This window comes from Nocardia sp. NPDC051052, from assembly GCF_044456045.1.
Taxonomy (GTDB): Bacteria; Actinomycetota; Actinomycetes; order Mycobacteriales; family Mycobacteriaceae; genus Nocardia.
The window spans coordinates 285,009-308,594 of record NZ_JBITFL010000011.1; the positions used below are offsets into that span (position 1 = coordinate 285,009).

A 23,586-nucleotide genomic window follows, 5' to 3' on the forward strand; every position below is an offset into this window, starting at 1 on the left:
GCGTCGGCGGCCGGCGGTAGCGCCGTGCGCGGAATTAGCCCATACCCGGCGAGTTACCCATGGGCTGGCGAAATCAGTCGGCGAAGGATTTGCACGCAGCCTGTGTGGGCCGGGGCCGCGGCGGCGCCTCTGGCGAGTATTCAAGCCAGACTCAGGCGCCACAACAGTCCCGTTGGCGCCCGGGCCGGTAACAGCGTGGGTGAATTTACCCGGCGTGCGCCGGGTAGGCGTGCACGACGGCGGTGTTCAGTTTGGGGACGACGTGGGTGAGGGTGTGCTCGGCCTCGTGGGCGACGCGGTGGGCGTCGGCCAGGGTGATGGACGGTGCGACGTCCAGTTCGACGTCGGCGTGCAGCCGGTGGCCGATCCAGCGCATCCGCAGGCTGCGCACGCCCTGCACGTCCGGTTCGGCGGCGAGGGCCCGTTCGGCGGCGGTCACCAGGCCCGGCTCGACCGCGTCCATCAGGCGGCGCAGCACATCTCGGGCCGCAGTGCGCAGCACCGCGAGGATGGCCACGGTGATCAGCAGGCCGACGATCGGGTCGGCGAGCGGGAAGCCGAGTGCGACGCCTGCCGCACCGATCAGCACCGCCAGCGAGGCGAAGCCGTCGGTGCGGGCGTGCAGGCCGTCCGCGATGAGTGCGGCCGAGCCGATCTGCCGCCCGACCCGGATGCGGTACAGCGCGACGGTCTCGTTGCCGAGGAAGCCGATCACGCCCGCGAGGGCGACCCAGCCGAGATGCTCGATCGGCACCGGCGCGATGAGTCTGCGGACCGCCTCGTATCCGGCGACCAAGGCCGACAGCGCGATCATCGCGACGACGAACAGGCCGGCCAGATCCTCGGCGCGGCCGAACCCATAGGTGTAGCGCCGGGTGGCCGCGCGCCGCCCGAGTGCGAACGCGATCCACAGCGGCACCGCGGTCAACGCGTCCGAGAAGTTGTGAATAGTGTCGGCTGCCAAGGCAACCGACCCCGATACCGCAACCACCAACGCCTGTAGTACCGCGGTCACGCCGAGGACCGCGAGACTGATCTTCACCGCTCGAATGCCGACGGCACTGGCCTCCAACGCGTCGTCGACGCTGTCGGCCGCGTCGTGGCTGTGCGGCACGAAGATCTCGCGGATGGCCCCGCGCAATCCCTTCGGATGCTCGTGCGGATGTTCGCCGTGGCCGTGTCCGAAACTTCCATGGCCCCTGCGACTTTCGCCGTGCGCGTGCATCGCCGCGTGGCCATGACCGTGCCCGGTTTCTTTGCTGTGCGCATGCGAATGCGCGTGGCCGTGCTCATGCCGGTCGCCGCCGTGCCCATCCGTTGTATTCACCACGTCACGCTCCGAGATCCGTTGCCCAGTGCCTTGTTTCGTGCAGGTCATTGCGCGGCCCGCTGCGCCGGCAGCTCGCGCACGGCGGCCTCGCCACGGTGGTGCGGCGGCACGCCGGGGCCCGCGTGCTCGGCGTTGTGAACGGCGTCCACCACCAGCTGCCGGACGTGCTCGTTCTCCAGGCTGTAGTAGATCGTCGTGCCGGATCGGCGGGTGCCGACCAGGCGCGCCATCCGCAGCTTGGCCAGATGCTGGGAGACCGAGGGCGCAGGTTTGCCGACGTGTCCCGCGAGGTCGTTCACCGACAGTTCGCGGTCGACGAGTGCCCACAACACCTGGACCCGGGTCGCGTCGGCCAGCATCCGGAACACCTCGACAACCAGGCCCACCTGATCCTCCGCCAGCGGCGACCGACCTTCCTGGCTATCTGCATTCATACGCAGATAATAGACCAGGCGAACGGGCCGCGGCTACCTCGAATTGCCCGACCTCGTCCCCACCGGACCGGAATGGCGGCGACACCCCCTGCGTGGCCGCCGACATGCCGGTCCGTCCCCATCGAACCGTTCACTGTCTTAGTCGCTTTGGCGCTAGTGCGCCAGCTAACCTGCCGAACAACATCCGAATGAGACAAAACCCGGCGGCCGGCGGCCGCTGGACAACTGGCGGCTACCGCCGTGACCAGCGTGAATTTGCCCGCGCCGCAGCAAGGCTCGCGCCCGCGAAATGCAATTACATCTGCACGCCTATAGAAGGCCGACCGGTCGTCTATGTCGGATTGACCGACAGAATACTCATCGGCACGCCTGACGCGATCCGCCGAGCCGGTGTGTCAGTAGGAAATTCATCAACGCGCGTTGCAGCTCGATTCCGCGCCCGGATTGCCTCAGCAGCCCGCCGCCGACATGGTCGGGTCCGATCGGCGTGCGGAATTCGGCGAGGGCGCAGCCGCCCGCGTCGTACCGCTCGACCGTCGTCGGCACCGGATCCGTGGCCGATAGTGACCGCGGTACGTGCTCAGCGCGAGCACGACGATCGACAGGCGACCGCGAGGGGTACCGCGCACCATCGAATTCCTTCCGGTGAAGCTCAGGTCGAATGTACCGTCCGCCGGATAACGAACGGGCACAGTAGGTTCCACGCACGGTGAGCGATCGATCACAATCTCCACACGAGCGGCCGCGATTGCCAGCAGCGGCCTGACGCCTGCGGCGACGGCCGGCTCGCTAGCGTAGGGGTATGCCAGTGGATCGAATGCTGCCGACGTCCGAGGCTCGGGACCTGCTCGAGCTGACCCGCGATATCGCCGACAAGGTGCTCGAGCCGCGGGTGGTCGAGTGCGAGAAGACCGGGACGTTCCCCGATGGCGTCTTTCCCGCACTCGGCGCGGCCGGTCTGCTGAGCCTGCCATATCCCGAGGAATTCGGCGGCGGCGCTCAGCCCTATGAGGTGTACCTACAGGTGCTGGAAGAACTCGCGGCGCGCTGGGCGGCGGTCGCGGTGGCGGTCAGCGTGCACAGCCTGTCCTGCCACCCGCTGTTCACCTTCGGCACCGACCAGCAGCAGCAGCGCTGGCTCGCGAACATGCTGTCCGGCGAAACCATCGGCGCCTACAGCCTTTCCGAGCCACACGCGGGTTCCGATGCGGCCGCGCTGCGCTGCAAGGCGACGAAAGTCGATGGCGGATACCGGATCACCGGCGCGAAGGCGTGGATCACCAATGGCGGCCGCGCCGATTTCTACACCCTGTTCGCGCGGACCGGCGAAGGCTCCCGTGGGATTTCGTGCTTCTTGGTGCCACGCGACACCGAGGGCCTGAGCTTCGGCAAGCCCGAGGAGAAGATGGGCCTGCGCGCCGTCCCGACCACCACCGCCGCCTACGACGCCTCGTTCCTGCCCACCGAACGACTGATCGGCGAAGAGGGCCAAGGACTTTCGATCGCCTTCAGCGCCCTCGACTCCGGCCGCCTCGGCATCGCCGCCGTCGCGACGGGTCTGGCGCAGCGCGCGCTCGACGACGCGGTTGCCTACGCCAAGGAGCGAGAGGCGTTCGGCCGCCACATCATCGATCACCAAGGGCTCGGCTTCGTGCTCGCCGACATGGCCGCCGCCGTCGATTCGGCCCGCGCCACCTACCTCGACGCCGCCCGCCGCCGCGACGCCGGACTCCCCTACTCGCGCCAGGCCAGCGTCGCGAAGCTCATCGCCACCGACGCCGCCATGAAGGTCACCACCGACGCCGTCCAGGTGCTCGGCGGCTACGGCTACACCCAGGACTTCCCGGTCGAGCGCTACATGCGCGAGGCCAAGGTCATGCAGATCTTCGAGGGCACCAACCAGATCCAGCGGCTCGTCATCGCCCGCCAACTCGCCGGGAACTAGACAGCCGCACCCATTCTCGGGACACACACCCGTCTGGCGCCCGTTTGAACAGTGCGGATCCCGAGAACCGGTGCGGATCTGGCGGGAAAGGCGGCGTGGACGGGTGGCCGAAAATGTTGATTGGTTGACCGCGGATGTCTTCGGACCTGCGGGTTCGGCGTTTAGTGTCAGGTTATGACAACGCCGTCCATCATCATTGTCGGAGCGGGGTTCGCCGGGCTCGGCGTGGCGCTCGAGCTGCGGCGGGCCGGGCTCGACTCGTTCACCATCCTGGAACGCGCCGCGGATCTGGGCGGTGTGTGGCGGGAGAATACCTATCCCGGTGCCGCGTGTGACGTGCCTTCGCCGCTCTACTCATGGTCGTATGAGCCCAAATCCGATTGGCCCCGGCGGTTTTCGGAGCAGCGCGACATCCACGCGTACATGCGCGGTGTCGCCGAGAAGCACGACCTGAAGCGGTTCATCAGGTTCGGCACCGAGGTGACCGACGCCGAGTTCGACGAGCGGACCGGCCGATGGACGGTGACCACCGGGGACGGCACGCGACTCACCGCCGACATCTTCGTGCCCGCGGTCGGCCAGCTGTCGCGGCCCGCCATGCCGAACATCCCCGGCATCGACACCTTCGAAGGCCCCGCCTTCCACTCCGCCGAATGGGACCACACGGTCGATCTGGCGGGCAAGCGGGTGGCCTGCATCGGCACCGGAGCCAGTGCGATCCAATACATTCCGCGCATTCAGCCCGACGCCGCGCACCTCACGCTGTTCCAGCGCTCGGCGGCCTGGGTGCTGCCGAAGTTCGACACCGAGTACAGCACCACCCACAAAGCGGTGTTCAAGTATCTGCCGCCGACCCGGCTCGCCGAGCGGTTCGCGATCTGGTCACTGTTCGAGGTGCTCGCGCTGGCGCTGACCGATATTCCGGCGATGAAGACGCCGGTGATCGCGTTGGCCGACCGGCATCGGGCCAAGCAGATTCCCGACGCCGAGCTGCGCGACAAGCTGACCCCCGACTACGCGGCCGGTTGCAAGCGCGGCCTGTTCTCCAACGAGTACTTCCCGGCGCTGGCCCAGCCGAACGTCACGGTGGAGACCACCGCGATCGAGGCGATCACCCCCACCGGCATCCGCACCGCGGACGGCGTCGAGCACGGGGTCGACGTCATCGTCTACGGCACCGGGTTCAAGGGCACCGAGTTCCTCGCGCCGATGAATATCTACGGCGTAGGCGGCCGCAAGCTGGCCGACGTCTGGGGCGACGAGGGAGCGCGCGCCTTCCTCGGCCTGTCCGTGCCGAATTTCCCGAACCTGTTCATGATGTACGGCCCGAACACCAATGTCGGCTCCGGTTCGATCATCTACATGCTGGAATCGCAGGCGCGCTACATCCGGCAGGTGGTGCAGTACCTCACCGACCGGCCGGGCCGCTACCTCGCCGCCCGCGCGAACGCCGAACAGCACTGGGACGACTGGCTGCAGCGGCGACTGAAGGATACGCCGTGGAACTTCTGTTCCAGCTGGTATCGCAACGCGGCGGGCCGCATCACCAACAACTGGCCGGGCGCGACCGTGCTCTACCGTTGGAAGACAAAGACTTTCGACCTGGCCGATTACGACGAGGCGCAGGCCGAGCGACCGCTGGCGGCGGTGCGCTAACTCTCGTACCGCGCCGTCTGTTTTCAGCCGGATCTCAGCAAGTGCCCAGTAAACTGGACGATGTTCGAGACCCGGCAACGGAAGAGGTACGCACAGTGTTGTGGCTACTGATCGTCGTGGTGATCGTGGCGGTTGGCGCCCTCATCGTGGTGCAGAACCGGCAGAGCAAGCAGCGCACGGCCACCGAGCTCGCCGACGCGCTGGCCGACGCACGCCAGGTCAATGAGCGGCTCGGCGGCCAGATCTACAACCTCACCGGCTCGAACGAGGCCGCCAAGCAGGCGTTGGTCGACGCGTCCGAGCGGCAGCTCGCCGCCGGGTCGCAGCTCGATCAGGCGCGCACGCCCGCCCAGGCGCGGCTGGCGAAGCAGACCGCGCTGGAAGGGCTCTATTACATTCGGGCCGCGCGTAGTGCGATGGGCATGGATCCCGGCCCCGAGGTTCCCGCGCTCGACGGGCAGGACACCGCGGGCAAGGTCACCGAGAAGCGGGTCGTCGAGCACGACGGACGAGAGATCGCGGCCTCGCCGGATCCTTCTTCCGCGACACCGAATTACTACCCGGGCGGTCGGGTGGCGGGCCGCCCGGTGCCCGCGGGGTGGTACTCCGAGCCGTGGTGGAAGCCCGCGTTGATCGGCGGTGCGTGGGGTCTCGGCTCGGCGCTGTTGTTCTCGTCGCTGTTCTCCGGGATGTCCGGGGTCGGGTACGACGCGCAAGGATTCGAGAGCGGGTACGGCGACGGGTATCAGGACGGGTTCGCCGCCGCGGGCAATGACGGCGGATACGACCCGAGCGGAGATATCGCCGGGCCCGACTCCGGCGATACCTCCGGGTACGACTCCGGTAGTGACGCAGGCGGATTCGACGGTGGCGGTTGGGATGGCGGCGGCTTCGACAGCGGTGGCTTCGACAGCGGCGGCGGGTTCGATGGTGGCAGCTTCTGAGCTGGTCTAGGTACGGCTAGCCCCACCTCCGACCCGCCTGTCCCCACGGTTGCCGCCGCACCGTCCCGTGCCGGACGGTTGACGAATGAGCATGCAGCGCAAGAGGACCGCGGCTATCGCTGCCGCACTGGTAGCCGTCGGCGCGATCACGGCGTGCGGGAAAGCGGCCGCCGATTTCCCGGACGGTTTCTGGCAGGTTGAGGACTATGGCAGCGCGCTCGCCGTGCACGACGGCACGCTGGAGACCTTTCAACTGACCGCGCTCAGCTGCATGAAGGACGGGACCGCCGCCCGGTCCGGGAAGCCCGGCGGCTACGTCATGGGCAAGGACGTGCTCACCCTTCGTCCAGGCGATGGCCCGGATCGGGCCACACTGCGCATCGATGGGTCACCGGGCGACCGCACGCTGCGGCGACTCACCGCCTTGCCGACAACATGCGCCGGCACCGTGCCCAGCGCCTTCGACGTCTTCTGGCAGACATTCCAGGAGAACTATCCGTTCTTCGCGGCGAAAGGCATTGACTGGCAACAGGTTCGGGACCGCTTTCGTGATCGCGCCATTCTCGCCGAGCAGCACGGCGACGACGCCGAACTCTTCGCGGTACTGCGGGACATGGTCGCACCGCTGAACGACGCACACGTGGTCGTGTCGGCAGGCGACATCGGATCCTTCGGCACCGGCAGGCCAGGAACGACCATCCCGGGCCCGCAACTCGACCAGCAGGTCAAAGAGCTCGTCCAGCGTCGCGACCTAGAACACCCGCTCACCGAATACGCGAACGGCCGCATCGGCTATGCCGATCTGCCCGGGCAGGACTACGGCTACCTGCGGGTCTCCTCGTTCAGCGGCTACACCGCGGACCGGACCTTCGCCGCCGACAGTGTCGAGCTCGACCGAGCCCTCGACGGGATTTTCACCGCGGACCGGCTGTCGCGGCTGCACGGACTGATCCTGGACCTACGGGTCAACGGTGGCGGCTCAGACAGTCTAGGTCTGCAACTGGCCGCCCGCCTTACCGACCGGCCGTATTTCGCCTATGCCAAAAAGACCCGCACCACCGAACCGCAGCCGCAGCGCGTCGAACCTGCCCGCGCCGGTTTCTCCGGACCCATCGCCATTCTGACCGGCGGATCCACGGTCAGCGCGGGCGAGACCTGCACCCAGGCCATGATGGAACGCCCTTCGCCCACAACAAGAATCGGCCAGCCGACCCAAGGCGTGTTCTCCGACATGATGGAGCGCAAGCTGCCCGGCGCCGCGCACGCGGACTGGTGGTTCGGCGTGCCGAACGAGGAATTTCTGACCTCGGACGGCCGGACCTTCGACGGCGCGGGCATCCCGCCCGAGCTGACCGAACCCGTCTTCACCGACGAGGAATTCGAGCAACAGCGCGACTCCGCTTTCGACCGCGCGCTGCACTGGCTGACCAGCGGCGCTTGACGGCGGCGGCAAACTGTCTGAGACTGTCAGCATCCCGAATCCAGACCGGCTAGCGGCAACTGGTCGGGGAGCACCTGCTGGGAGGGCTCATGACGCTGACCACAGCCGACATTCCGGTCGAGGACTTCCGGACTCGATCGCGGCGCTGGGCCAAGGAATGCTACGAGTGGTCGAAGGTGCCGTTCCTGCCGTCCAGCCAGCGGGTCGGCCGGGTCTACGACGTAGTCGGCCCGCAGAACCTCTTCGGCGAGGACTCGCTGTTCATCAATCTCGGCTACTGGCGCGACAATCCGGCCACCCTCGACGAGGCGAGCAAAGACCTGGCCAGGCTGGTGGCCCGCGAGGCCGAGCTCGGTCCCGACGACATCCAGCTCGACGTCGGCTTCGGCTACGGCGACCAGGACTTCCTCTGGGCCGAGGAATTCAAGCCGAAGCAGATCATCGGCATGAACATCGCGGTCGAACAGATCGAGATCGCGAGCAGGCGCGCCGCCGAACTCGGGTTGGACCACCGCATACGCTACGAATACGGCTCCGCCGTCGACCTCCCGCGCGAGAACGAATCGTGCACCAAGGTGACGGCGCTCGAATCCGCCTTCCATTTCCCTTCGTACCCAAAGTTTTTCGCGGAGGCCTATCGAGTACTGCGGCCCAGCGGCAAGCTCGTCACCGCGGACATCGTGCCGCGCACCAACCGAGCCTCGAAGGCCATCGTCCGGCTATCCGACCGCCCCGGCGTCCGCCGCCTCCCCGGCACCCTGCACGAACGCGACTACTTCGACATCCACCACTACCGCCAGGCCCTGATCGACGCGGGCTTCAGCAACGTCACCACCTACTCCATCCGGCGCGAGGTCTACGCCCCCCTCGCCACCTACCTCACCCAACGCCTCCGCGACCACGACATGCGCCGCGTCAACCCCGCCCTCCGCCTAGCATTCAGCCGCCCCGCCCTCACCCTCTGGGGCCCATGGGCCGACTACATCATCACCGTAGGCACCAAAAAACCCTGACCAACGAATCCGTTTCGGCCTCAGCCCCTCGACCCGGTAGACTCCCCGACGTCCCGGTCTCACCACCGGGCCAGCCCTCGTAGCTCAGGGGATAGAGCACCGCTCTCCTAAAGCGGGTGTCGCAGGTTCGAATCCTGCCGAGGGCACAGTCGGACCTCCATTCTCTGAGGTCAGGCATGCCGCCAACGCAAGGGTCGTGCCGGTGGCCGGGCACCGCGCTTCGACCCACAGCTCTGCAAGCGGCGTAACGTCATCGAACGAGCCGTCAACAAGGCCGAGCACTGGCGCGCGGTCGCCACCCGCTACGACAAGCTCGCGATCACCTACAGTGCCGGATTCGCCCTGGCCCTGTCGTCTAATGGCTCAAATCACTGGCAACGACCTAGACCTGGATCGTTGCCGGTCCGCCGGGATCGGCAACCGGGTCCAACTTCCGGACCCGAATCGTGATCGCGACCACGATCGCCGATATCACGAAAAACCCCGCACCCCAGTAGAATCCGACGTCGTAGCTGTGTACCGCGGCGCGGGCCGGCAGGTCCGGGCTGGGTGGGTGACTATGGGCGTAGCGGGTGGAGACCTGCACGGCGATCGTGGTGAGCAGCGCTGTCCCGATCGAGGCGCCGATTTGCTGCACGGCGTTCAACAGGCCGCTGGCCACACCGGCGTCGCGCTCGTCGATGGCGTACAGGGCGGTGGCCTGCATGGCCACGAAGATCTGCGCCATGCCGAGCGCGATCAGGATCTCGGCGGGAAGGACGGCCGCCCAATAGGATTGGCCGACCCGCAACTGCGCCAGATAGATCAGCCCACCCGCCCCGAGTAGGGCACCGGCCAGCATCAGTACGCGCGGGCCGAGTTGAGGCAACAACTTGCTGGCAATACCCGCAGAGATGACGATGCCGAAAGGAAACGGCAGGAACGCGACTCCGGCCTTCAAGGGCGAATAGCCGAGCGTCAGCTGGAAGTAGTAGCTGAGGAACAGGAACACCGCGTACATCGCGACCGGAACCAGCAGCGCGACCAAAAACGAGCCACCGCGATTTATCTCGCCCGGAATGCGCAGGGGCAGTAGCGGATTGGTGGCCCGGGCCTCGGTGGCGACGAAGGCCAGCAGCAGGCACGCACCGGCCGCCAGCAGCGCGACGGTACTGGCCGCGCCCCATCCCGCCTGCGCGGCACGATTGAACCCGTACACGACACTCGCGAGTCCCGCGGTCACCAACACCACACCGGGCAGGTCGTAGCCGCCCTCGCGCCGGACCGGCACATCCCGCATGACGACCAGCAGGGCCGCCGCCGCGGTGGCGAGCGCGATCGGAACATTCACCAGTAGGCACCAGCGCCAGGACGCGTATTGCGTCAACGCGCCGCCACCGATGAGCCCGACCGCGAACCCCGCGCCGGACACGCCCCCGAAGACGGCGAAGGCCCGAGCCCGCTCCTGTGCCGCCGTGAATGTCACCGATACCAACGACAGCGCCGCGGGCGCCAACAATGCCGCGAACAGTCCCTGCAGCGCCCGGCCGGCGAACAGCATGCCAGGGGTCGCCGCCGCTCCGGCCAGCGTGGAGGCCACCGCGAATCCGGCCAGGCCGATCAGGAAGATCCGCCGCCGGCCGACATAGTCCGCCAGGCGGCCACCCAGCAGCAGCAAGCCGCCGAACACCAGCGTGTAGGCCGTGAACACCCATTGCTTGTCGGCATCGCGGATACCGAGATCGGCCTGCGCGTAGGGCAGCGAGATCGTCACGATCGTCGCATCCAGGACGACGAGCAATTGCGCGATCGACAGCACCAGCAGCGCCCACCAGCGACGGTCGGACACCGCCCGTTTCTCGGTCATGAACTCACCCTTTACTTATCGATGTCAAGCGACTGCACGGTCCTTGAAGGTCCGCCCGGGCAGGCGGCTCGCCACGAAGTCCACCGCGGACCCGAGCACACCTATGGCGAGGATGATTGCGACAACCTGGTTGTAGGCCAACTGGTCTCGGGCATTGAGGATCTGATAACCTAGACCCGATCTGACCCCGAGCATCTCCGCGGGCACCAGCACGATCCACGCGGTACCGAGGCCGAGACGCAGCCCGGTCCGGACGTGCTCACGGACGGCCGGAATGATCACGACGCGCAGTTGCTCCAGGCGCGTCGCGTGAAAAGACCGCGCCACGTCGAGAAAACCACGGTCGATCGCATGCACCCCGGACACAGTGTTCAGCAGGATGGGCCACATGGCCGCCGCCGCGACCAGGAAATAGACCGGCTGATTGCCGATTCCGAACAGCGCGATGGCGATCGGCGTCCACGATAGTGGCGAGATCATGCGCAAGAATTGCACCACGGGTGTTGCCGCGCTTGCGATCCGAGTATTCAGGCCGATCAGCAGACCCAGCGGCACGCCGAGCACCATCGCGATAGCCAGGCCGATGACCAAGCGCCACAGGCTGATTGCAGCATCGGGGACCAGCACGCCGCGGTGATACAGATCGACGATGGCAGGGAACACCCGTTGCGGCGCGGTCTGACGCAGCAGCGAATGTTCCGGCGACAGCACCGTTGTCGCCAGCCACCAGAGCAGCACCGTGAGAACCACCGCGGTCGCCGCGGGCCAAACCCTGGCCAGCACGGACCGAGGCGCGGCGCGACGAGCGGGGCTCGATCGAACGAAAGTAGAAGTCACAGCAACTGCACCTGTTCAGCTCTCACAAGGTCGGCGGGCAGCCCGAAGGCCTGCGCGCCTCCTTGTGTGGCAATCGAATTCAGCACGAAGGTGTCGTCCACCAGCCCCGCGTGCGCCGTGTTCGGATCCAAATCGTCCAGAAAGCCGCGGTCACCATCGACCACCGTGTCGTGCATCGCCTCGACGAGCTTCCGGGTGAAACTCGGATACGGGTACGGCTGGAAGCCCACGAGTTGCGGTGACCAATCGGGGTGCCGCAATTGGTAGGGCAGCGTGGGGTAGGTGAGCGCCGTGCGAACCGCCGGCAGCGGCTGGGGCAGATAGCTGCCGGAGGTCAGCGCACTGGCGGCCTGATTCCGATCCGTGGTGATCCGCATCTGCGCGGAAACCACCGCGTCCGTGACCATCTGCACTGCGGCCGGCTGTTCCGCGATCACGTCCTCCCGGGTGACCAGGACACAGCAGGCGTGTTCACGCCACACGTCGCCCAGGAAGGTGTGGATTCGCCCGATCTTCTTGATCTGCGCGATGGCATTGAACGGATCGGCCACCGTGTACCCCGCGATCGAGCGATTCGCCAGCGCGGGAACCATATCCGACGGGCTCATGACAATGAGTTCGACGGTCCGTTTGGATCGCGACGCACCGCGCCGGACCACCGGTGTGATGTCGCGCGCCCGCAACAGCTGCTGCAGGACGATATTGTGGATCGACCACCAGAACGGGATGGCGATCTGGGATCCCGCCAGCTGCTCCAGATCCGTGATGTCCGGAGCGACGGTGAGCGCCGAACCATTGGTGTGATTCCATCCCAGCACGCGCACCCCGGCACCGAGGACGCGCTGGAGTTGCAGAGCCATCGGCATCAAGAGATGCGCGACATCGATCTGACGGGAGACGAACGCCTCCGCCAGCCCGGCCCAGCTGCGGAACAATATGGGTTTACCGCTGCTCACCTGGGCGGAGTAGAGGCCCGCCGCATGCGCGATCAGCAGGGGCGAGGCGTCGGTGATCGGCAGATACCCGATTCGAAGCGCACTCTCGCCCCGCCGCCCGGCGGTCGCCGCACTACGGGCCAGCTCCGCCGAGCCGAAAATTCCTGCGGCAGCAGTCAATCCCGTCGCACCGGCCAACAGGTACCGTCTCGAAATATTTGTCAAGGAACCGCAACCTCGTCCGGATGGTACTGCTGGAGAATGTCCTCGCGAAGCGCCGCCGAGGTATCGCCGCCCGTTCGCACGTCCCGCCATTCCCGGCGGATCCTGCCCCGGTCGAGCAACACGATCCGATCCGACAGGGCGATCGCCTCCTCGACGTCATGCGTGATGAGCACGACCGTCGCCTCGATCTCTACGACGAGCTCGGCCAGCCACTGCTGCAGGTCGATTCGAGTCGCCGGGTCCACAGCGCTGAACGGCTCATCGAGCAACAGCAGCCGGGGCCGGGCCGCGGCCGCCCGCAACACGGCCACGCGCTGGGCCTGGCCGCCCGACAGCTCGCTCGGATACCGCTGCGCCAGGCCATCCAGCCCGAAGCGCCGCAACAGGGTTGCCGGGTACCGAGGGTCGAATTCGTGCCGATGGGCGGTGAATCGCCTTGCCAGCGAGATGTTCTCGATCACCGTGAGCCAAGGCAGCAGCAAGGACTCCTGGAACACCACTCCGGTGCGTGGGCGGGCGCCATCCGCACTCCAGCTCACCGTTCCGGAGGTCAGCTGCTCCAGCTCCGCCAGCACCCGCAGCAGCGTGGACTTGCCGCTGCCGCTCGGGCCGAGCACGGTGAGAAACTCACCGTGCTCGATCGAGATATCCACATTGTCCAGCACCAGATTGTCGCCGAACTTCTTTTCGCCACAATCGACCGACAGTTCATACCCGGTCAGGTCGACCACCTCCCAACGCCACCGATCATTCGGGTTCTAAACGCCTTTGACGCCGGTCAGCCGCGTGTACATGCCGCCGTGCACGCTGTCGATGACCACGTCGTTCAACTGCTCGGCGAAGACACGCGCGAACGGCTCGAGCTTCCGGTAGTGAGACCCGACGATGAAGGACTTCAGAAAGTTGTATCCATTGATTGCGGGGTACCCGAATCCGGACGTTCGCGGCAGGGCATCGATGATGCGCACCCGCGTACCGGGCTTCAGGTTCGCGAGCAGTTCGTCCAATTTGTGCGACGGGTCCGGAACACAGCTCATCGCAATGCAACTGAAGACCACGTCGACGTCCTTGAGCAGCGGTGTCGTCGCGATGTCGTCGACCACGAGTTTCACGTTGTTCCACCCGTTGGCCACCACCCGCCTTTCCGCCTTGGCGAGAATGGCCGCGTTGTTGTCCAACCCGATCACCCGGCCCGACGGGCCGATCGCCTCGATAAGCGCGGGGAAAGCGAGACCGGTACCGCATCCGAGATCGGCCACCGTCTTGCCGGACAGGTCCAGATCGGCGACCAGCGCCGGGTGCAGCTTGTCGATTCCGCCCAGGGACAGGACCCACGCGGTCCGGTCGTAGATGGGCGCTGCAATGTCGTACCGCTCTGCCATTTCCTTTAGTCCTCTCTCGGATTCTTTCGGCTGAATGCTTTTAACGTCGCGTCAATCGAACGCGGAATCCGCCCTTGATCGTCGGTGCCAGACCGGTGTCCTCGCGCAGCGTGAAGTTCGGCGGAATTTCGACCTTGTACTGGCTCAAGATCAGGGCAACGAGGTAGGGCGCGATCAGGTATCCGAGTTGGGCGCCGGTGCATCGATGCGGGCCCGCGCCCCACGCGAGGAAGTGCAGCAGGCGAGGTTGATCCACCCGTTTGCTGTTGTCGTAGAACCGATTCGGATCGAAGGTGTCGGGATCGGTCCACCAGCGCGGATCGCGGTGGATCGTCGAGATGGGAGCTCCCAGCATCGTGTTCGGCGCGATATCGAACCCTTGGAAGTTCGCCGCGGTGGCCGTGAATCGCAGCAGGAGCGGAAACCCTTGCATCCGGATCGATTCCTCGAAACAGGCTTTCACCCAACGCAGGCTGCGCACCGACTCGATGGTCGGTTGCGACAGATCGACCGTGCCGCACTCGTCGACCACGCGATGCGTCGCCTCGGCGTCGAGGAGAGTGCGAACGACCGTTTGGGTGATGGCACCGGCGGTAGTGCCATACGATGCGCTGGTCATGGTCGCCACATCGAAACAAAGGTCCCAAAAGGCCATGGGGGTCTTGAGCTTCTTGTACCCCAGAATCATCCCGTCCAAGACATCGCCATAGGTTCCCAGAGCCGGCGAATTCTGCCGCTCGACAACACGATTCTTGACAATCATCGCCGCCGAGTACACCGTCCACGGCCGAATCTTGTACGGACCCCACGGACGCACCAGATTCGGCGGATCAGCGATCTTCAGCGTCGATCCGAGGAACTTGGTGAAGGTCGCCATGCCCTCGTGCAACTCCTTCAACTCCTTGGGAGTGAAGGGCTCGGTGTACGTCTGCGCGAGCACGCCTCGCAACAGTGTCTGAAATATCACTTCTTGCAGATCGGTCACGCCGTCGGCGCCCGTCGCCGCGGCAATATTCGCATCGAGGGTCTGCAGGTAGGCGTCGACGTTGGCTTGAAACGTATTTTTCAGGCCGTCTCGCGTGACCAGCGGACTGACGATTCGGCGACGCTCTCTGAAAATTTCTCCCTCGACGAACGACAGCCCGTTCTGCCGCTTCGCCAGAGCAGGATGATAATTTCCGAACTTGCTGTAGTCGCCGGACGTGTCACCCATTGTCTTGTGCACGTCTTCTGGATTGCCCAGTACGACAAGGTCGCGGAGTGGGAGCTTGATTCGGACGACGTCTCCGTACTGCCGTACCGCATCCCGCAAGAACTTGTTGCGATCCTTCGAATACTCGGGGTATGAACCCATGATGCGATGGCCCGGCGGTCCGGGCAGGTGCTCATTCGAGAAGCGGCGGCTGGTCAGACCGGTAACGGAGTGCACCTTCGGCGCTTCGACGTGTGGGCATTCGGTGGCCATAGAGGATCCTTCTACTTACGGAAGACGTACGCACGGACCAAGCCGCCGTGGTACCGCGCTTGCGATTCCATCGTCAGTCCGGCGCCTTCACAGCGGGAGATCGTGTGTTCCGCACCGCAGTCCGACTCCACTTCCTCGGTCATGTGGGCGACGGAAGCCAGACCGAATAGTCCTGCGAGCCTGCGGATCACGAGCAAACGGAACTTCAGAATCCCGAGCAGCAACCGGTTGTCCGGCAGTGCGAGTTCGATCAGGAGAAAGCGTCCGCCGTCGCGGAGCACCCGGACCGTCTCGGCGAGCGCGGCCGCCGGGTCGTCCATATCATCGAGGGCGAAGCACATGACGACGGCGTCGAAGGCAGACGACTCGAAGGTCAGCTCCTCCGCGCTGCCGAGCAGCAAATCCCAATCACTGCGGGGGTGCTCGTGCCGTAGTCGCGTCAGCTTGCGTTGCGCCACTTCCAGCATCTGCTCATTGAGATCGACGGCCCGATAGGAGATCGGGAATCGATATTCGGTGGCCAGCGCGGACGCGATCTCGGCCGTTCCCGCGGCGACATCGAGCACCCTGGAATCGGTGTCGAGCGCGAGCATGCGAACCGCCGCGCGGCGTAGCCTCTTGTCGCCACCGAATGTCATGATCGAATTGACCAGGTCGTAGCGCGGCGCGATTTTCGTGAACATCGCCTGAGGCGTCGCAGGACGTGTGCCGACCATTCAAGACCCTCCTCTCTCGTTGACTGGACACTTCATTCGTGTGGTCCTATCCGGCGAATCGCCTGCACGGCCGCATCAGCGGCGACCGCCTTCACCATCGACCAGGCGCCGGATCTCGCGGATTTACCGTCACGCAGCCAGCCCGACACGAGTCCCACGACCTGGCGCAGGTGAATGCGCCCTGCCAGCGCGGGCGCCTCCACCGCGGGAATGCGCGCGTCGATGAGTGTCGGCCCGTCGCTGCGCAGCGCGGATCGGAACGCAATCCCGAATTCCCCGGATGTCCGCGCCGTCACCGCGGGCAGCCCGCAATGCCGGGCGAAGCTCGCGAAATCCAAGGGCGCGAATTCCGACGAAGTGTCCGGCCAGCCCATGATCCAGCTCTCGAACTTGATGGCGGCCAGCGCGCTGTTGTTGAAAACGACTATGACCGTTGTCGATCCGGCCTTGGCGGCATTGCGGAGCTCGGCCAGCGTGATGCCGATCCCGCCGTCTCCCACGATCGCCACCGAGATATCGTCCGGATTGCGCACGGCGACGTCCACCGCCGCCGGCACCGCGAACCCCATGGTGGCGAACGACGCGGTCCACAGGTAGCGCGATGCGGACCGCACATGGCGGTACGCCCACAGCGTGTTGATACCGACATCCACGCTCAGGGTGGATGCTCTGTCGGCTTGCGCGAGCTCATGATCGATGATCTGCGCGGCCGCGACCGCGCGCAGTTCCCGTGCACTTTCCCGCGGCCCCTTCCGCTGCACGGCGCCGGAGCGGGCGGTAACGCGTTCGACGGCATGCTCGTTCACGCATCCGATCAGCGCCTCCAGCAGCACCCGCGCGTCACCGAGCAGACCAACCGATTCCGGCGGGAGCCGAAGGAAGGTCAGCGGATCGGCGTTGAGGGAAATCACCGGGCCGTTGCCGACGAGCTCGAATGCGGAGCCTCGCCAGGACACGCCCACCAAAACGACGAGCCCGCTCTGCCGGATGTGCTGCATGGCCTCGTCATGGCCGGACGTACCCACCAGCCCGTCGCAGTGTTCCCCCAGCACATTAGCGGCCAGTGCCCCCATGGTGCAGTAGAGCGGAGCTCCGGTGCGCGACGCCAGCTCGAGAAGTTCGCGTCGGCCGCCGGCTGCGCCACGGCCCACGACGATCGAGACATTCTCTGCCGCGCCGAGCAGCTTCGCCGCTCGCGCGATCTCTTCGTGCGCGGCCATCGTGCTACCGGGAAGTCCGATCAATGATGTCGGAATCCCTTGCGCACTGGCACTTTCCACGAGCGCCGCACTGTTACCGGCGGATATCGCGGAGTTCGAGACGTGAATGTGCGTCACGCCCTTGCCGCGGGCGGTCACGATCAGCAACGCGTCCCGCAGGCGCGTCGAATCCTCGGCGGTACCGTCCAGAACCACCGATATCGCCGAGATCTCCCCCAGCACGTCCGCCGGATCCAGGAACCAGCGGTCGATCTCGAAGGAGACCAGCAGCACCGACGCGCTGTCGAACGCGGCGTCGTAGAGCCCGTTCAGTTGTGCGAGCAGTTCGGCCGGTGAGGTCACGACAGCACACGCCGGAGTCCCGGCGGCCTTGAAGGCCGCGGTCGCCCGCATGGCGGCCGCCTGCGTATCGGCGACGACATGCAGGTCGAGGCCGGGCAATGCAGTCATTGAACCGAGCCGCATACGAGCGGTTCGAGACAGATAGACCGAGTCGATGCCACGACCCGCCAGGGTGCCGAGCAGATCGGTCGCGAACGGAACGACCTCGGCATCCACGGTCTCTCCGGAGGGTGCCGGTTCCATTTCCAACGCGGAGGTCAAGATCAGGACCGGACCGGGTTCCCGGTCAGCCGCTGCCAACCCCGCATCGAGCTCGTTCGGAATCCCCGCCCAGAGCACCCGGATTCCGAAGGCCTGAGCCAGATCTCGGATCGTCGCACCGGATTCGGCCGAGCAGACCACGGTGACCGGAACCGCGTAGCGCGCGGCGGTGGACAGCTCCGCGATGTACTGGTCCAGCGCTGCGAGTTCGGTCAGCGCGTAGCATCTTTCGCCGGCCGCCAGCGCGAGCCCGATGGCCATCGGCAGCGCCGAACCCTCGGCCTCGAGATTCCACGCACTGTGTACATTCGTGCGCTCACTCAGGAATCGGCGCGACAGTCGCTGGATCGGTCCGGGATCGACAGCGACCGCGGCACCCGCAAGCCGCCGCGTAAGCACTGCCCATCCCGCAGGTGCATCCTTGTCATGCCATACCGCGGACGAGGGCTGCGAGTCTTGGGCCGGAACGCCCGTGCGACTAGACACCGCGGCGGTCAGGGATTCCAGAATCGCCGGAATATCACCGGCGATTCCCACCCTGCGGCATTGCGCGTCGAACCCCGACGTGGCGAGATCGGTGATCTCGATCAAGACCTTCGCCGCGGGGAAATACCGCTGTACCCCGGCCGTTAGGCGGCCGATGAGCAGAACACTGTCGACGACCGCCGAGGTTTCGTCGTCGTCGACGGGGGTGACCAATGTCTCCGGGATTCCCGACTCGGGCAAGGCCAGCAGCCTCGCATCCAGTGCGTGTGCGAGCCGGTGTGCGCGATCGACCGATTCCCTGCTGCCGGAACCCAAGACGATCGCCGCGGGGTGCGCGCACAGGTGGTCCGCGAGGTCTTCGACGCGCTTCTTGTCGACCTCCGTAGCGCTCCTGCGATCCAGCCGATACGGGCTCGGCTGTTCCGCCGCACCGACCGGTGCGATCAGCAGATCCGAGGGGATGGCGACATGCGCGGAGGTCTGTTCAAGTCGTACCCCGAGCAGGATCTGGTCGAAGACGCCGATCTGGTCGGACGACATGATGTCCACGGAGCGCCAGGTACCGTCCCGGAACAATCGCGAAGATTCGATCTCCTGAAACGATTTCGTCCCGATATCGCCCAGGTGTACCTGTCCGGATAACGCCAGGACCGGCACGCGGTCGTACAGTCCGTCGTAAACGCCGGGCAGCAGATGTGTCGCACCCGGTCCGGCCGTGCCGAAGCACACCCCGACGGTGCCCGACCCCCGTGCGTAACCGACAGCCATCCACGAGGCGGCGCTCTCGTGGCGAACCGCGATGACGTCGATCTCATCCCGCCGCCCGACCGCATCGACGAGGCAGTTCACCGATTCCGCGGGCATCCCGAAGATGTAGCGCACCTCGTTTCGGACCAATCGATCCACGAGTGCGTCCGCGAATCGTGGCCGCCCCATCAGATCGGCCCCCAGGTGCGGATTCATCTGTGGCATGTGCTTGCCTCCATTCGGCTGTATCCATCCGCGAGTACGTCGACGACTTCATCCACGTGTTCGAGTGCGGGCACGGTGATCCGGACGCCGAGGCCTGGATATTCACGTACCGCGATCCCCGAGCTGGAGCAGCGATCCACAAGAGATGCCGTGTGCCGCAACGGCATCCAGAGAAAGTTGCCGCCCGATTCGGGGGCGGTGATTCCACGGGTGCGCACCGAGGCGCTGAACAACGAACGACAATGGACGACCGAATCAACCTGAGCGGCTAGCTCTTTGCGCACATCCAGCGAGGCGATCGCCGCGGCCACGGCCAGCCGGTTCACACCGAAGGGCATGGCCGCGGTGCGGCAGGCGCCGATCAGGTCGCGGTCGCCGATCGCATAGCCCACACGCAGGCCCGCCAGACCGTAGGCCTTCGAAAAGGTCCGCAAGACGACAAGATTCGAGTGCGAGCGAGTCAGTCGAAGAATCGCTGCGGCATCGCCTGTTCGATCGAAATCGATGTATGCCTCGTCCACAACGACGACCGTGTGCCGCGGCAATGCCGAGAGGACCATCTCGATCTCTTCGGGGGGCACCTGCTCACCCGTCGGGTTGTGCGGGGAGCAGATCAGGATCGCGGCCGCGTCGTCCCCCGCCGCCGCCACCATCGATTCCAGCGACTGCCACCGAATCTCGTTGCCCGGCACCGGCATTGCTGTTCCGCCGGCGTCCGCCACGACCCGCTCGTAGGCATCGAAGGCCGGAACCGCGAAGACGACCCGGCCGCCGTCCCCGGCAATCCGGCGCATGATGTATCCGAGCACGCCCACACTGCCCGGCCCGACGATGACCTGGTCAGGAGCGCAATCCATGAACTCGGCGATCGCCGTCCGCAGCGGACCATACGATGCGGAAGGGTAGTCCGCCGCGCGGTCCACCTCGACCTCTATCGCCTTGCGGACGCTCGGTAATGGCGCAAAGGGCAAGGCATTATTCGAAAGGTCCAGCCTGACATCCGAGCAGGCATTCTCTTCGTCCGCGCGATACTCGTTCCACACGGCACCCGCACGCGCCTTCATCAGCCTTTCCAACGCATCCATCACACAACGTCCTTCTTTCTGCGGGTATCGAGTTTCAGGGCGTCCATCAGGAAAATGACGAGAATCGACCCGGCCACGACGGCGACCGATGAAATGGATGGATCCACCAGCAGGATCCAGGTGGACAGGTATCCCGTCGATACCACCATGTCGAAACGGAGCATATTGTTCGCCGAGTGGTTGTCGTCGCGGAGGATCATCCGCGCGCATTGCACGCACACGACCGGGAACCACACCAGCGCCAGCAGGTATTCGACCGCGAACTGCCCACTGGCCACCAGAATTGCGGGGCCCAGGTAAACGATGATCGTCCCGGTCGCCGCCCCTATCGCGGCCCGCAGCCGGGTGCTGTTCATTGTCGCCGAAGTCAATAGTCCGGCATTCTTGTCGCCGTGATAGTCGGGCAGGTTCTTCACCAGGCCCTTCGCCGCGAACCACACGAACAGATATGCGGCCATTATCAGGAACGGCCAATTTCCGAGTACCGCCGGTCCGCGTTCCGCCACGGCAGGAGCCATCAGGAATGGGAAGGCTACATCCAATGCGAAGAGGAGGATCGACACCACCGGCCGCGCCTTCACGCGAAATGGCGGCAAGGAGTACTGGTGGGCGATGACAATGCAGATCACCGTCATCAGAACGAAAACTGGGCTCACGAAAGCCGCCAGGACCAGCATGAGCAAGCACACCGCATACGCGCTGCGCAGCAACCGCCGACGGCCGTAGAGGCCCAGAAGATACAGGCGGGCCGGCAGGTTCTCGTTATCTTCTTCGACATCCGAGTAGCCGTTGAACAGATTCGCTACCGCGCTGTACAAGAATGTTATCGCGAAGCCGATAAATACGTCCAGACCGATCGCCGAACCCAGCATCTTACAGGCAAGATAGAACGCCAACATCCCCGGCAAACATGTGCGCGGTCGCGCAAAGGAAAGGAATAGTTCGAGCCTTTCCAGAATTCCTGTCGTGTGCCCATCGGACGAATTTGCCCAGTCGATTCTCTCCTGTGCCGACTGCCCCAAAAACTCGTCAAGCGTCGGCGTAGAAATTGTAACAACCACGATCACAGCCCACTCGTCATGCACAGTTTATACGTCGTATTGCGGTTCCAGCGATGTGAGCATACAGCGAAACCCATTATTGCCCAAGGCTGTTCAACCGCTACCTTCATCAGTTGCACAGGCCCGTGTACAGCCGAAATCATTGACAATTCACGTGATTCCGCGAAGGCAGGGTATATCAGACATCGTCCCGAATCGCAGAGAGGTTCCCATGCTGATCGACTTCGTACCCGATAAGAGCCTGTACCCCTTCGACTCCCGCTGGTTCGACTCGTCCGCAGGCCGGGTCCACTACATCGACGAAGGATCCGGACCGACGATCCTGTTCTGCCATGGCGTTCCGGCGTGGAGTTTCCTCTACCGCCACATCGTGAAAGAATTACGCGGCAGGTATCGCTGTATCGCCGTCGACTATCTGGGTTTCGGATTGTCGGAACGTCCTGCGGATTTCGGTTACACCGTCGCCGAGCACACCACTGTCCTGGGGGAGCTGATCGATCACCTGCGGCTCGACGACTTCATTGTGATGGGCCACGATTGGGGTGGCCCCATCGGCCTCGGCGCGGTCACCACGCGCGCGGATCGGTTGCGCGGCATCGTGCTGGGCAACACCACGTTCTGGCCACCCGAAGCGCGGGCGAATCGGATTTTCAGCGGGCTCATCCGCACCCCCCTGATGCAGCGGCAGGTCCTCGAGCGAAACTTCCTCGTCGAACGCGTCCTACTCGGAGAGCTGGGGCGCAAGCTCAGCACGGCCGAGGCCGATCACTATCGAATGGTGCAACCCGACGCGGCGGCCCGCACGGGACTCGGCGTGATTGCCAAACAGATTCGTGACGCCCGCCCGCTGCTGGACCAGCTCTCCCGAGACGTACCCGCCACACTCCGCGACAAGCCGACCCTGCTGGTTTGGGGAATGCGGGACATGGTGTACCGACCGAAGGCCCACATCCCGCGAATACGCACGACATTCACCGATCTCGAGGTCTACGAGCTGCCACGCGCGCAACAGTTCATTCAGGAGCACGCACCGGATGAGATCGCGACGGCGATCGCGAAGCGCTTCCCCTGATCCTCGCACCGGCGACGTTCGGGCGGCGCTACCCCGAGGTAGCGCCGCCCTTGTCGATCAGGCTGGGCTGACTGCTTTGCGGGTCGGAACCCCCTAATTCTTCCGCCGCGGTGCCTTCACACCCGATTTGAAGCCGAGGCCGCCGGGCTTGGCGGTCGGGGGCCTGGCGGAGCCGTTGTCTTCGGTGCCATTGGCTTCGGCAGGGCCCGGTTCGGCGGCGGCAGCCGGGTCGGCGGCCGGAGCCTCAGCGGCGGGAGCCGGATCCTCCTGCGCCGCAGGGGCTTCGGTGGCCGGAGCCGCCGAAGTGTCCGCGCCCGGCGCCTTCGAGCCGGGACGCTTGAAGCCGGATTTCATGGCCAGGCCCTTGGGCGCGATGGACGGCTTGGTCTCGGTGGCCTCGGCCGGAGCCGCAGTGTGTTCCGGCGCAGCGGATTCAGCGGCGGGGGCAGGAGTCGCCTTGGCTCCGGGTGCCTTGGCGGCACCCTTCATGCCGAGCCCGCCGGGCTTCTTGCCGGGGCCTTTCATCGCGAGGCCCTTGACCGGTGCGGCCGGTGCCTCGGGAGTCGATTCGCCTGCGCCCGCAGTGGCTTCGGTATCGGCCTTGGCGCCGGGTGCCTTGGCGGCACCCTTCATGCCGAGCCCGCCGGGCTTCTTGCCTGGGCCTTTCATCGCGAGGCCCTTGACCGGTGCGGCCGGTGCCTCGGGAGTCGATTCGCCTGCGCCGGCAGTGGCTTCGGTATCGGCCTTGGCGCCGGGTGCCTTGGCGGCGCCCTTCATGCCGAGTCCGCCGCCACCGGGTGCCTTGGCCGGGCCCTTCATCGCAAGCCCGCCACCGGTCGGGGCCGGCTTCGCGGGCGCCGGCGTCTCGGCCTCGACCTCGGGCTGCGGTTCGGCGACCTCTTCGACCACCGGAGCTTT

General features: G+C 65.7%; 19 protein-coding genes, 1 tRNA gene and 1 pseudogene. 7 read left to right on the forward strand and 14 right to left on the reverse strand.

Annotation, left to right across the window (positions count from 1 at the left end):
- Positions 1-205: 205 nt before the first annotated feature.
- The 3 genes from ACIBCN_RS33580 to ACIBCN_RS33590 form a co-directional block, all read right to left on the reverse strand.
- Positions 206-1,225, reverse strand: coding sequence for a cation diffusion facilitator family transporter (locus ACIBCN_RS33580; protein WP_396995739.1), 1,020 nt, complete (start codon positions 1,223-1,225; stop codon positions 206-208).
- A gap of 149 nt (positions 1,226-1,374) precedes the next feature.
- The gene (locus tag ACIBCN_RS33585; protein WP_396995714.1) at positions 1,375-1,764 is read right to left on the reverse strand and encodes an ArsR/SmtB family transcription factor; all 390 of its coding nucleotides are present in this window, start codon (positions 1,762-1,764) and stop codon (positions 1,375-1,377) included.
- A gap of 357 nt (positions 1,765-2,121) precedes the next feature.
- Positions 2,122-2,310, reverse strand: coding sequence for a hypothetical protein (locus ACIBCN_RS33590; protein ID WP_396995715.1), 189 nt, complete (start codon positions 2,308-2,310; stop codon positions 2,122-2,124).
- A 256-nt stretch (positions 2,311-2,566) separates the two neighbouring features.
- On the opposite strand from ACIBCN_RS33590, the gene ACIBCN_RS33595 reads away from it, so the two are divergent.
- The 6 genes from ACIBCN_RS33595 (at position 2,567) to ACIBCN_RS33620 (ending at position 8,909) form a co-directional block, all read left to right on the forward strand.
- On the forward strand, positions 2,567-3,709 hold the full coding sequence (locus ACIBCN_RS33595; protein WP_396995716.1) for an acyl-CoA dehydrogenase family protein: 1,143 nt from the start codon (positions 2,567-2,569) through the stop codon (positions 3,707-3,709).
- A 174-nt stretch (positions 3,710-3,883) separates the two neighbouring features.
- Positions 3,884-5,365 carry a flavin-containing monooxygenase gene (locus tag ACIBCN_RS33600; protein WP_396995717.1) on the forward strand — a complete coding sequence of 494 codons (1,482 nt, stop codon included), beginning with the start codon at positions 3,884-3,886 and terminating at the stop codon, positions 5,363-5,365.
- 98 nt (positions 5,366-5,463) lie between these two features.
- Positions 5,464-6,309: a DUF1542 domain-containing protein gene (locus ACIBCN_RS33605; RefSeq protein ID WP_396995740.1), complete on the forward strand. Its 846-nt coding sequence runs from the start codon at positions 5,464-5,466 to the stop codon at positions 6,307-6,309.
- Positions 6,310-6,394: 85 nt separating this feature from the next.
- A complete protein-coding gene (locus ACIBCN_RS33610) occupies positions 6,395-7,750 on the forward strand; it encodes a S41 family peptidase (RefSeq protein ID WP_396995718.1) in 1,356 nt (451 codons plus the stop codon).
- An 89-nt stretch (positions 7,751-7,839) separates the two neighbouring features.
- On the forward strand, positions 7,840-8,763 hold the full coding sequence (locus ACIBCN_RS33615; protein ID WP_396995719.1) for a methyltransferase domain-containing protein: 924 nt from the start codon (positions 7,840-7,842) through the stop codon (positions 8,761-8,763).
- Positions 8,764-8,836: 73 nt separating this feature from the next.
- Positions 8,837-8,909 (forward strand) — tRNA-Arg (locus tag ACIBCN_RS33620).
- A 236-nt stretch (positions 8,910-9,145) separates the two neighbouring features.
- Here ACIBCN_RS33620 and ACIBCN_RS33625 read toward each other — a convergent pair.
- The 10 genes from ACIBCN_RS33625 to ACIBCN_RS33670 form a co-directional block, all read right to left on the reverse strand.
- A complete protein-coding gene (locus tag ACIBCN_RS33625) occupies positions 9,146-10,609 on the reverse strand; it encodes an MFS transporter (RefSeq protein WP_396995720.1) in 1,464 nt (487 codons plus the stop codon).
- 24 nt (positions 10,610-10,633) lie between these two features.
- Complete coding sequence (locus ACIBCN_RS33630) at positions 10,634-11,392, reverse strand: ABC transporter permease (RefSeq protein WP_396995741.1); 759 nt, start codon at positions 11,390-11,392, stop codon at positions 10,634-10,636.
- A gap of 50 nt (positions 11,393-11,442) precedes the next feature.
- Positions 11,443-12,606 (reverse strand): ABC transporter substrate-binding protein, encoded by a 1,164-nt coding sequence (locus ACIBCN_RS33635; RefSeq protein ID WP_396995721.1) that lies wholly within the window; start codon positions 12,604-12,606, stop codon positions 11,443-11,445.
- On the reverse strand, positions 12,603-13,328 hold the full coding sequence (locus ACIBCN_RS33640; RefSeq protein WP_396995742.1) for an ABC transporter ATP-binding protein: 726 nt from the start codon (positions 13,326-13,328) through the stop codon (positions 12,603-12,605). Before ACIBCN_RS33640 ends, ACIBCN_RS33635 begins: the two co-directional genes overlap by 4 nt.
- A gap of 36 nt (positions 13,329-13,364) precedes the next feature.
- Positions 13,365-13,988: a class I SAM-dependent methyltransferase gene (locus ACIBCN_RS33645; protein ID WP_396995722.1), complete on the reverse strand. Its 624-nt coding sequence runs from the start codon at positions 13,986-13,988 to the stop codon at positions 13,365-13,367.
- Between the two features lie 40 nt (positions 13,989-14,028).
- On the reverse strand, positions 14,029-15,453 hold the full coding sequence (locus tag ACIBCN_RS33650; RefSeq protein ID WP_396995723.1) for a cytochrome P450: 1,425 nt from the start codon (positions 15,451-15,453) through the stop codon (positions 14,029-14,031).
- An 11-nt stretch (positions 15,454-15,464) separates the two neighbouring features.
- Complete coding sequence (locus tag ACIBCN_RS33655; RefSeq protein ID WP_396995724.1) at positions 15,465-16,136, reverse strand: class I SAM-dependent methyltransferase; 672 nt, start codon at positions 16,134-16,136, stop codon at positions 15,465-15,467.
- A 65-nt stretch (positions 16,137-16,201) separates the two neighbouring features.
- Positions 16,202-19,450: a thiamine pyrophosphate-binding protein gene (locus tag ACIBCN_RS33660; RefSeq protein ID WP_396995725.1), complete on the reverse strand. Its 3,249-nt coding sequence runs from the start codon at positions 19,448-19,450 to the stop codon at positions 16,202-16,204.
- Entirely contained in the window at positions 19,438-20,535 is a 1,098-nt protein-coding gene (locus tag ACIBCN_RS33665) for an aminotransferase class I/II-fold pyridoxal phosphate-dependent enzyme (protein WP_396995743.1), read from the reverse strand. Before ACIBCN_RS33665 ends, ACIBCN_RS33660 begins: the two co-directional genes overlap by 13 nt.
- Positions 20,535-21,602 (reverse strand): UbiA family prenyltransferase, encoded by a 1,068-nt coding sequence (locus tag ACIBCN_RS33670; protein WP_396995726.1) that lies wholly within the window; start codon positions 21,600-21,602, stop codon positions 20,535-20,537. The genes ACIBCN_RS33665 and ACIBCN_RS33670 overlap by 1 nt, the downstream gene beginning before the upstream one ends.
- A gap of 205 nt (positions 21,603-21,807) precedes the next feature.
- On the opposite strand from ACIBCN_RS33670, the gene ACIBCN_RS33675 reads away from it, so the two are divergent.
- Positions 21,808-22,668, forward strand: coding sequence for a haloalkane dehalogenase (locus ACIBCN_RS33675; RefSeq protein ID WP_396995727.1), 861 nt, complete (start codon positions 21,808-21,810; stop codon positions 22,666-22,668).
- 93 nt (positions 22,669-22,761) lie between these two features.
- Here ACIBCN_RS33675 and ACIBCN_RS33680 read toward each other — a convergent pair.
- Positions 22,762-23,586: pseudogene (locus ACIBCN_RS33680) on the reverse strand (Fe-S oxidoreductase); the annotation flags it as partial.

Coding starts and splice junctions, on each gene's coding strand:
- ACIBCN_RS33580 (WP_396995739.1), bottom strand. CDS start 1,225: ATGCACGCGCACGGCGAAAGTCGCAGGGGCCATGGAAGTTTCGGACAC.
- ACIBCN_RS33585 (WP_396995714.1), bottom strand. CDS start 1,764: ATGAATGCAGATAGCCAGGAAGGTCGGTCGCCGCTGGCGGAGGATCAG.
- ACIBCN_RS33595 (WP_396995716.1), top strand. CDS start 2,567: ATGCCAGTGGATCGAATGCTGCCGACGTCCGAGGCTCGGGACCTGCTC.
- ACIBCN_RS33600 (WP_396995717.1), top strand. CDS start 3,884: ATGACAACGCCGTCCATCATCATTGTCGGAGCGGGGTTCGCCGGGCTC.
- ACIBCN_RS33610 (WP_396995718.1), top strand. CDS start 6,395: ATGAGCATGCAGCGCAAGAGGACCGCGGCTATCGCTGCCGCACTGGTA.
- ACIBCN_RS33615 (WP_396995719.1), top strand. CDS start 7,840: ATGACGCTGACCACAGCCGACATTCCGGTCGAGGACTTCCGGACTCGA.
- ACIBCN_RS33625 (WP_396995720.1), bottom strand. CDS start 10,609: ATGACCGAGAAACGGGCGGTGTCCGACCGTCGCTGGTGGGCGCTGCTG.
- ACIBCN_RS33645 (WP_396995722.1), bottom strand. CDS start 13,988: ATGGCAGAGCGGTACGACATTGCAGCGCCCATCTACGACCGGACCGCG.
- ACIBCN_RS33650 (WP_396995723.1), bottom strand. CDS start 15,453: ATGGCCACCGAATGCCCACACGTCGAAGCGCCGAAGGTGCACTCCGTT.
- ACIBCN_RS33655 (WP_396995724.1), bottom strand. CDS start 16,136: ATGTTCACGAAAATCGCGCCGCGCTACGACCTGGTCAATTCGATCATG.
- ACIBCN_RS33660 (WP_396995725.1), bottom strand. CDS start 19,450: ATGCCACAGATGAATCCGCACCTGGGGGCCGATCTGATGGGGCGGCCA.
- ACIBCN_RS33665 (WP_396995743.1), bottom strand. CDS start 20,535: ATGGATGCGTTGGAAAGGCTGATGAAGGCGCGTGCGGGTGCCGTGTGG.
- ACIBCN_RS33675 (WP_396995727.1), top strand. CDS start 21,808: ATGCTGATCGACTTCGTACCCGATAAGAGCCTGTACCCCTTCGACTCC.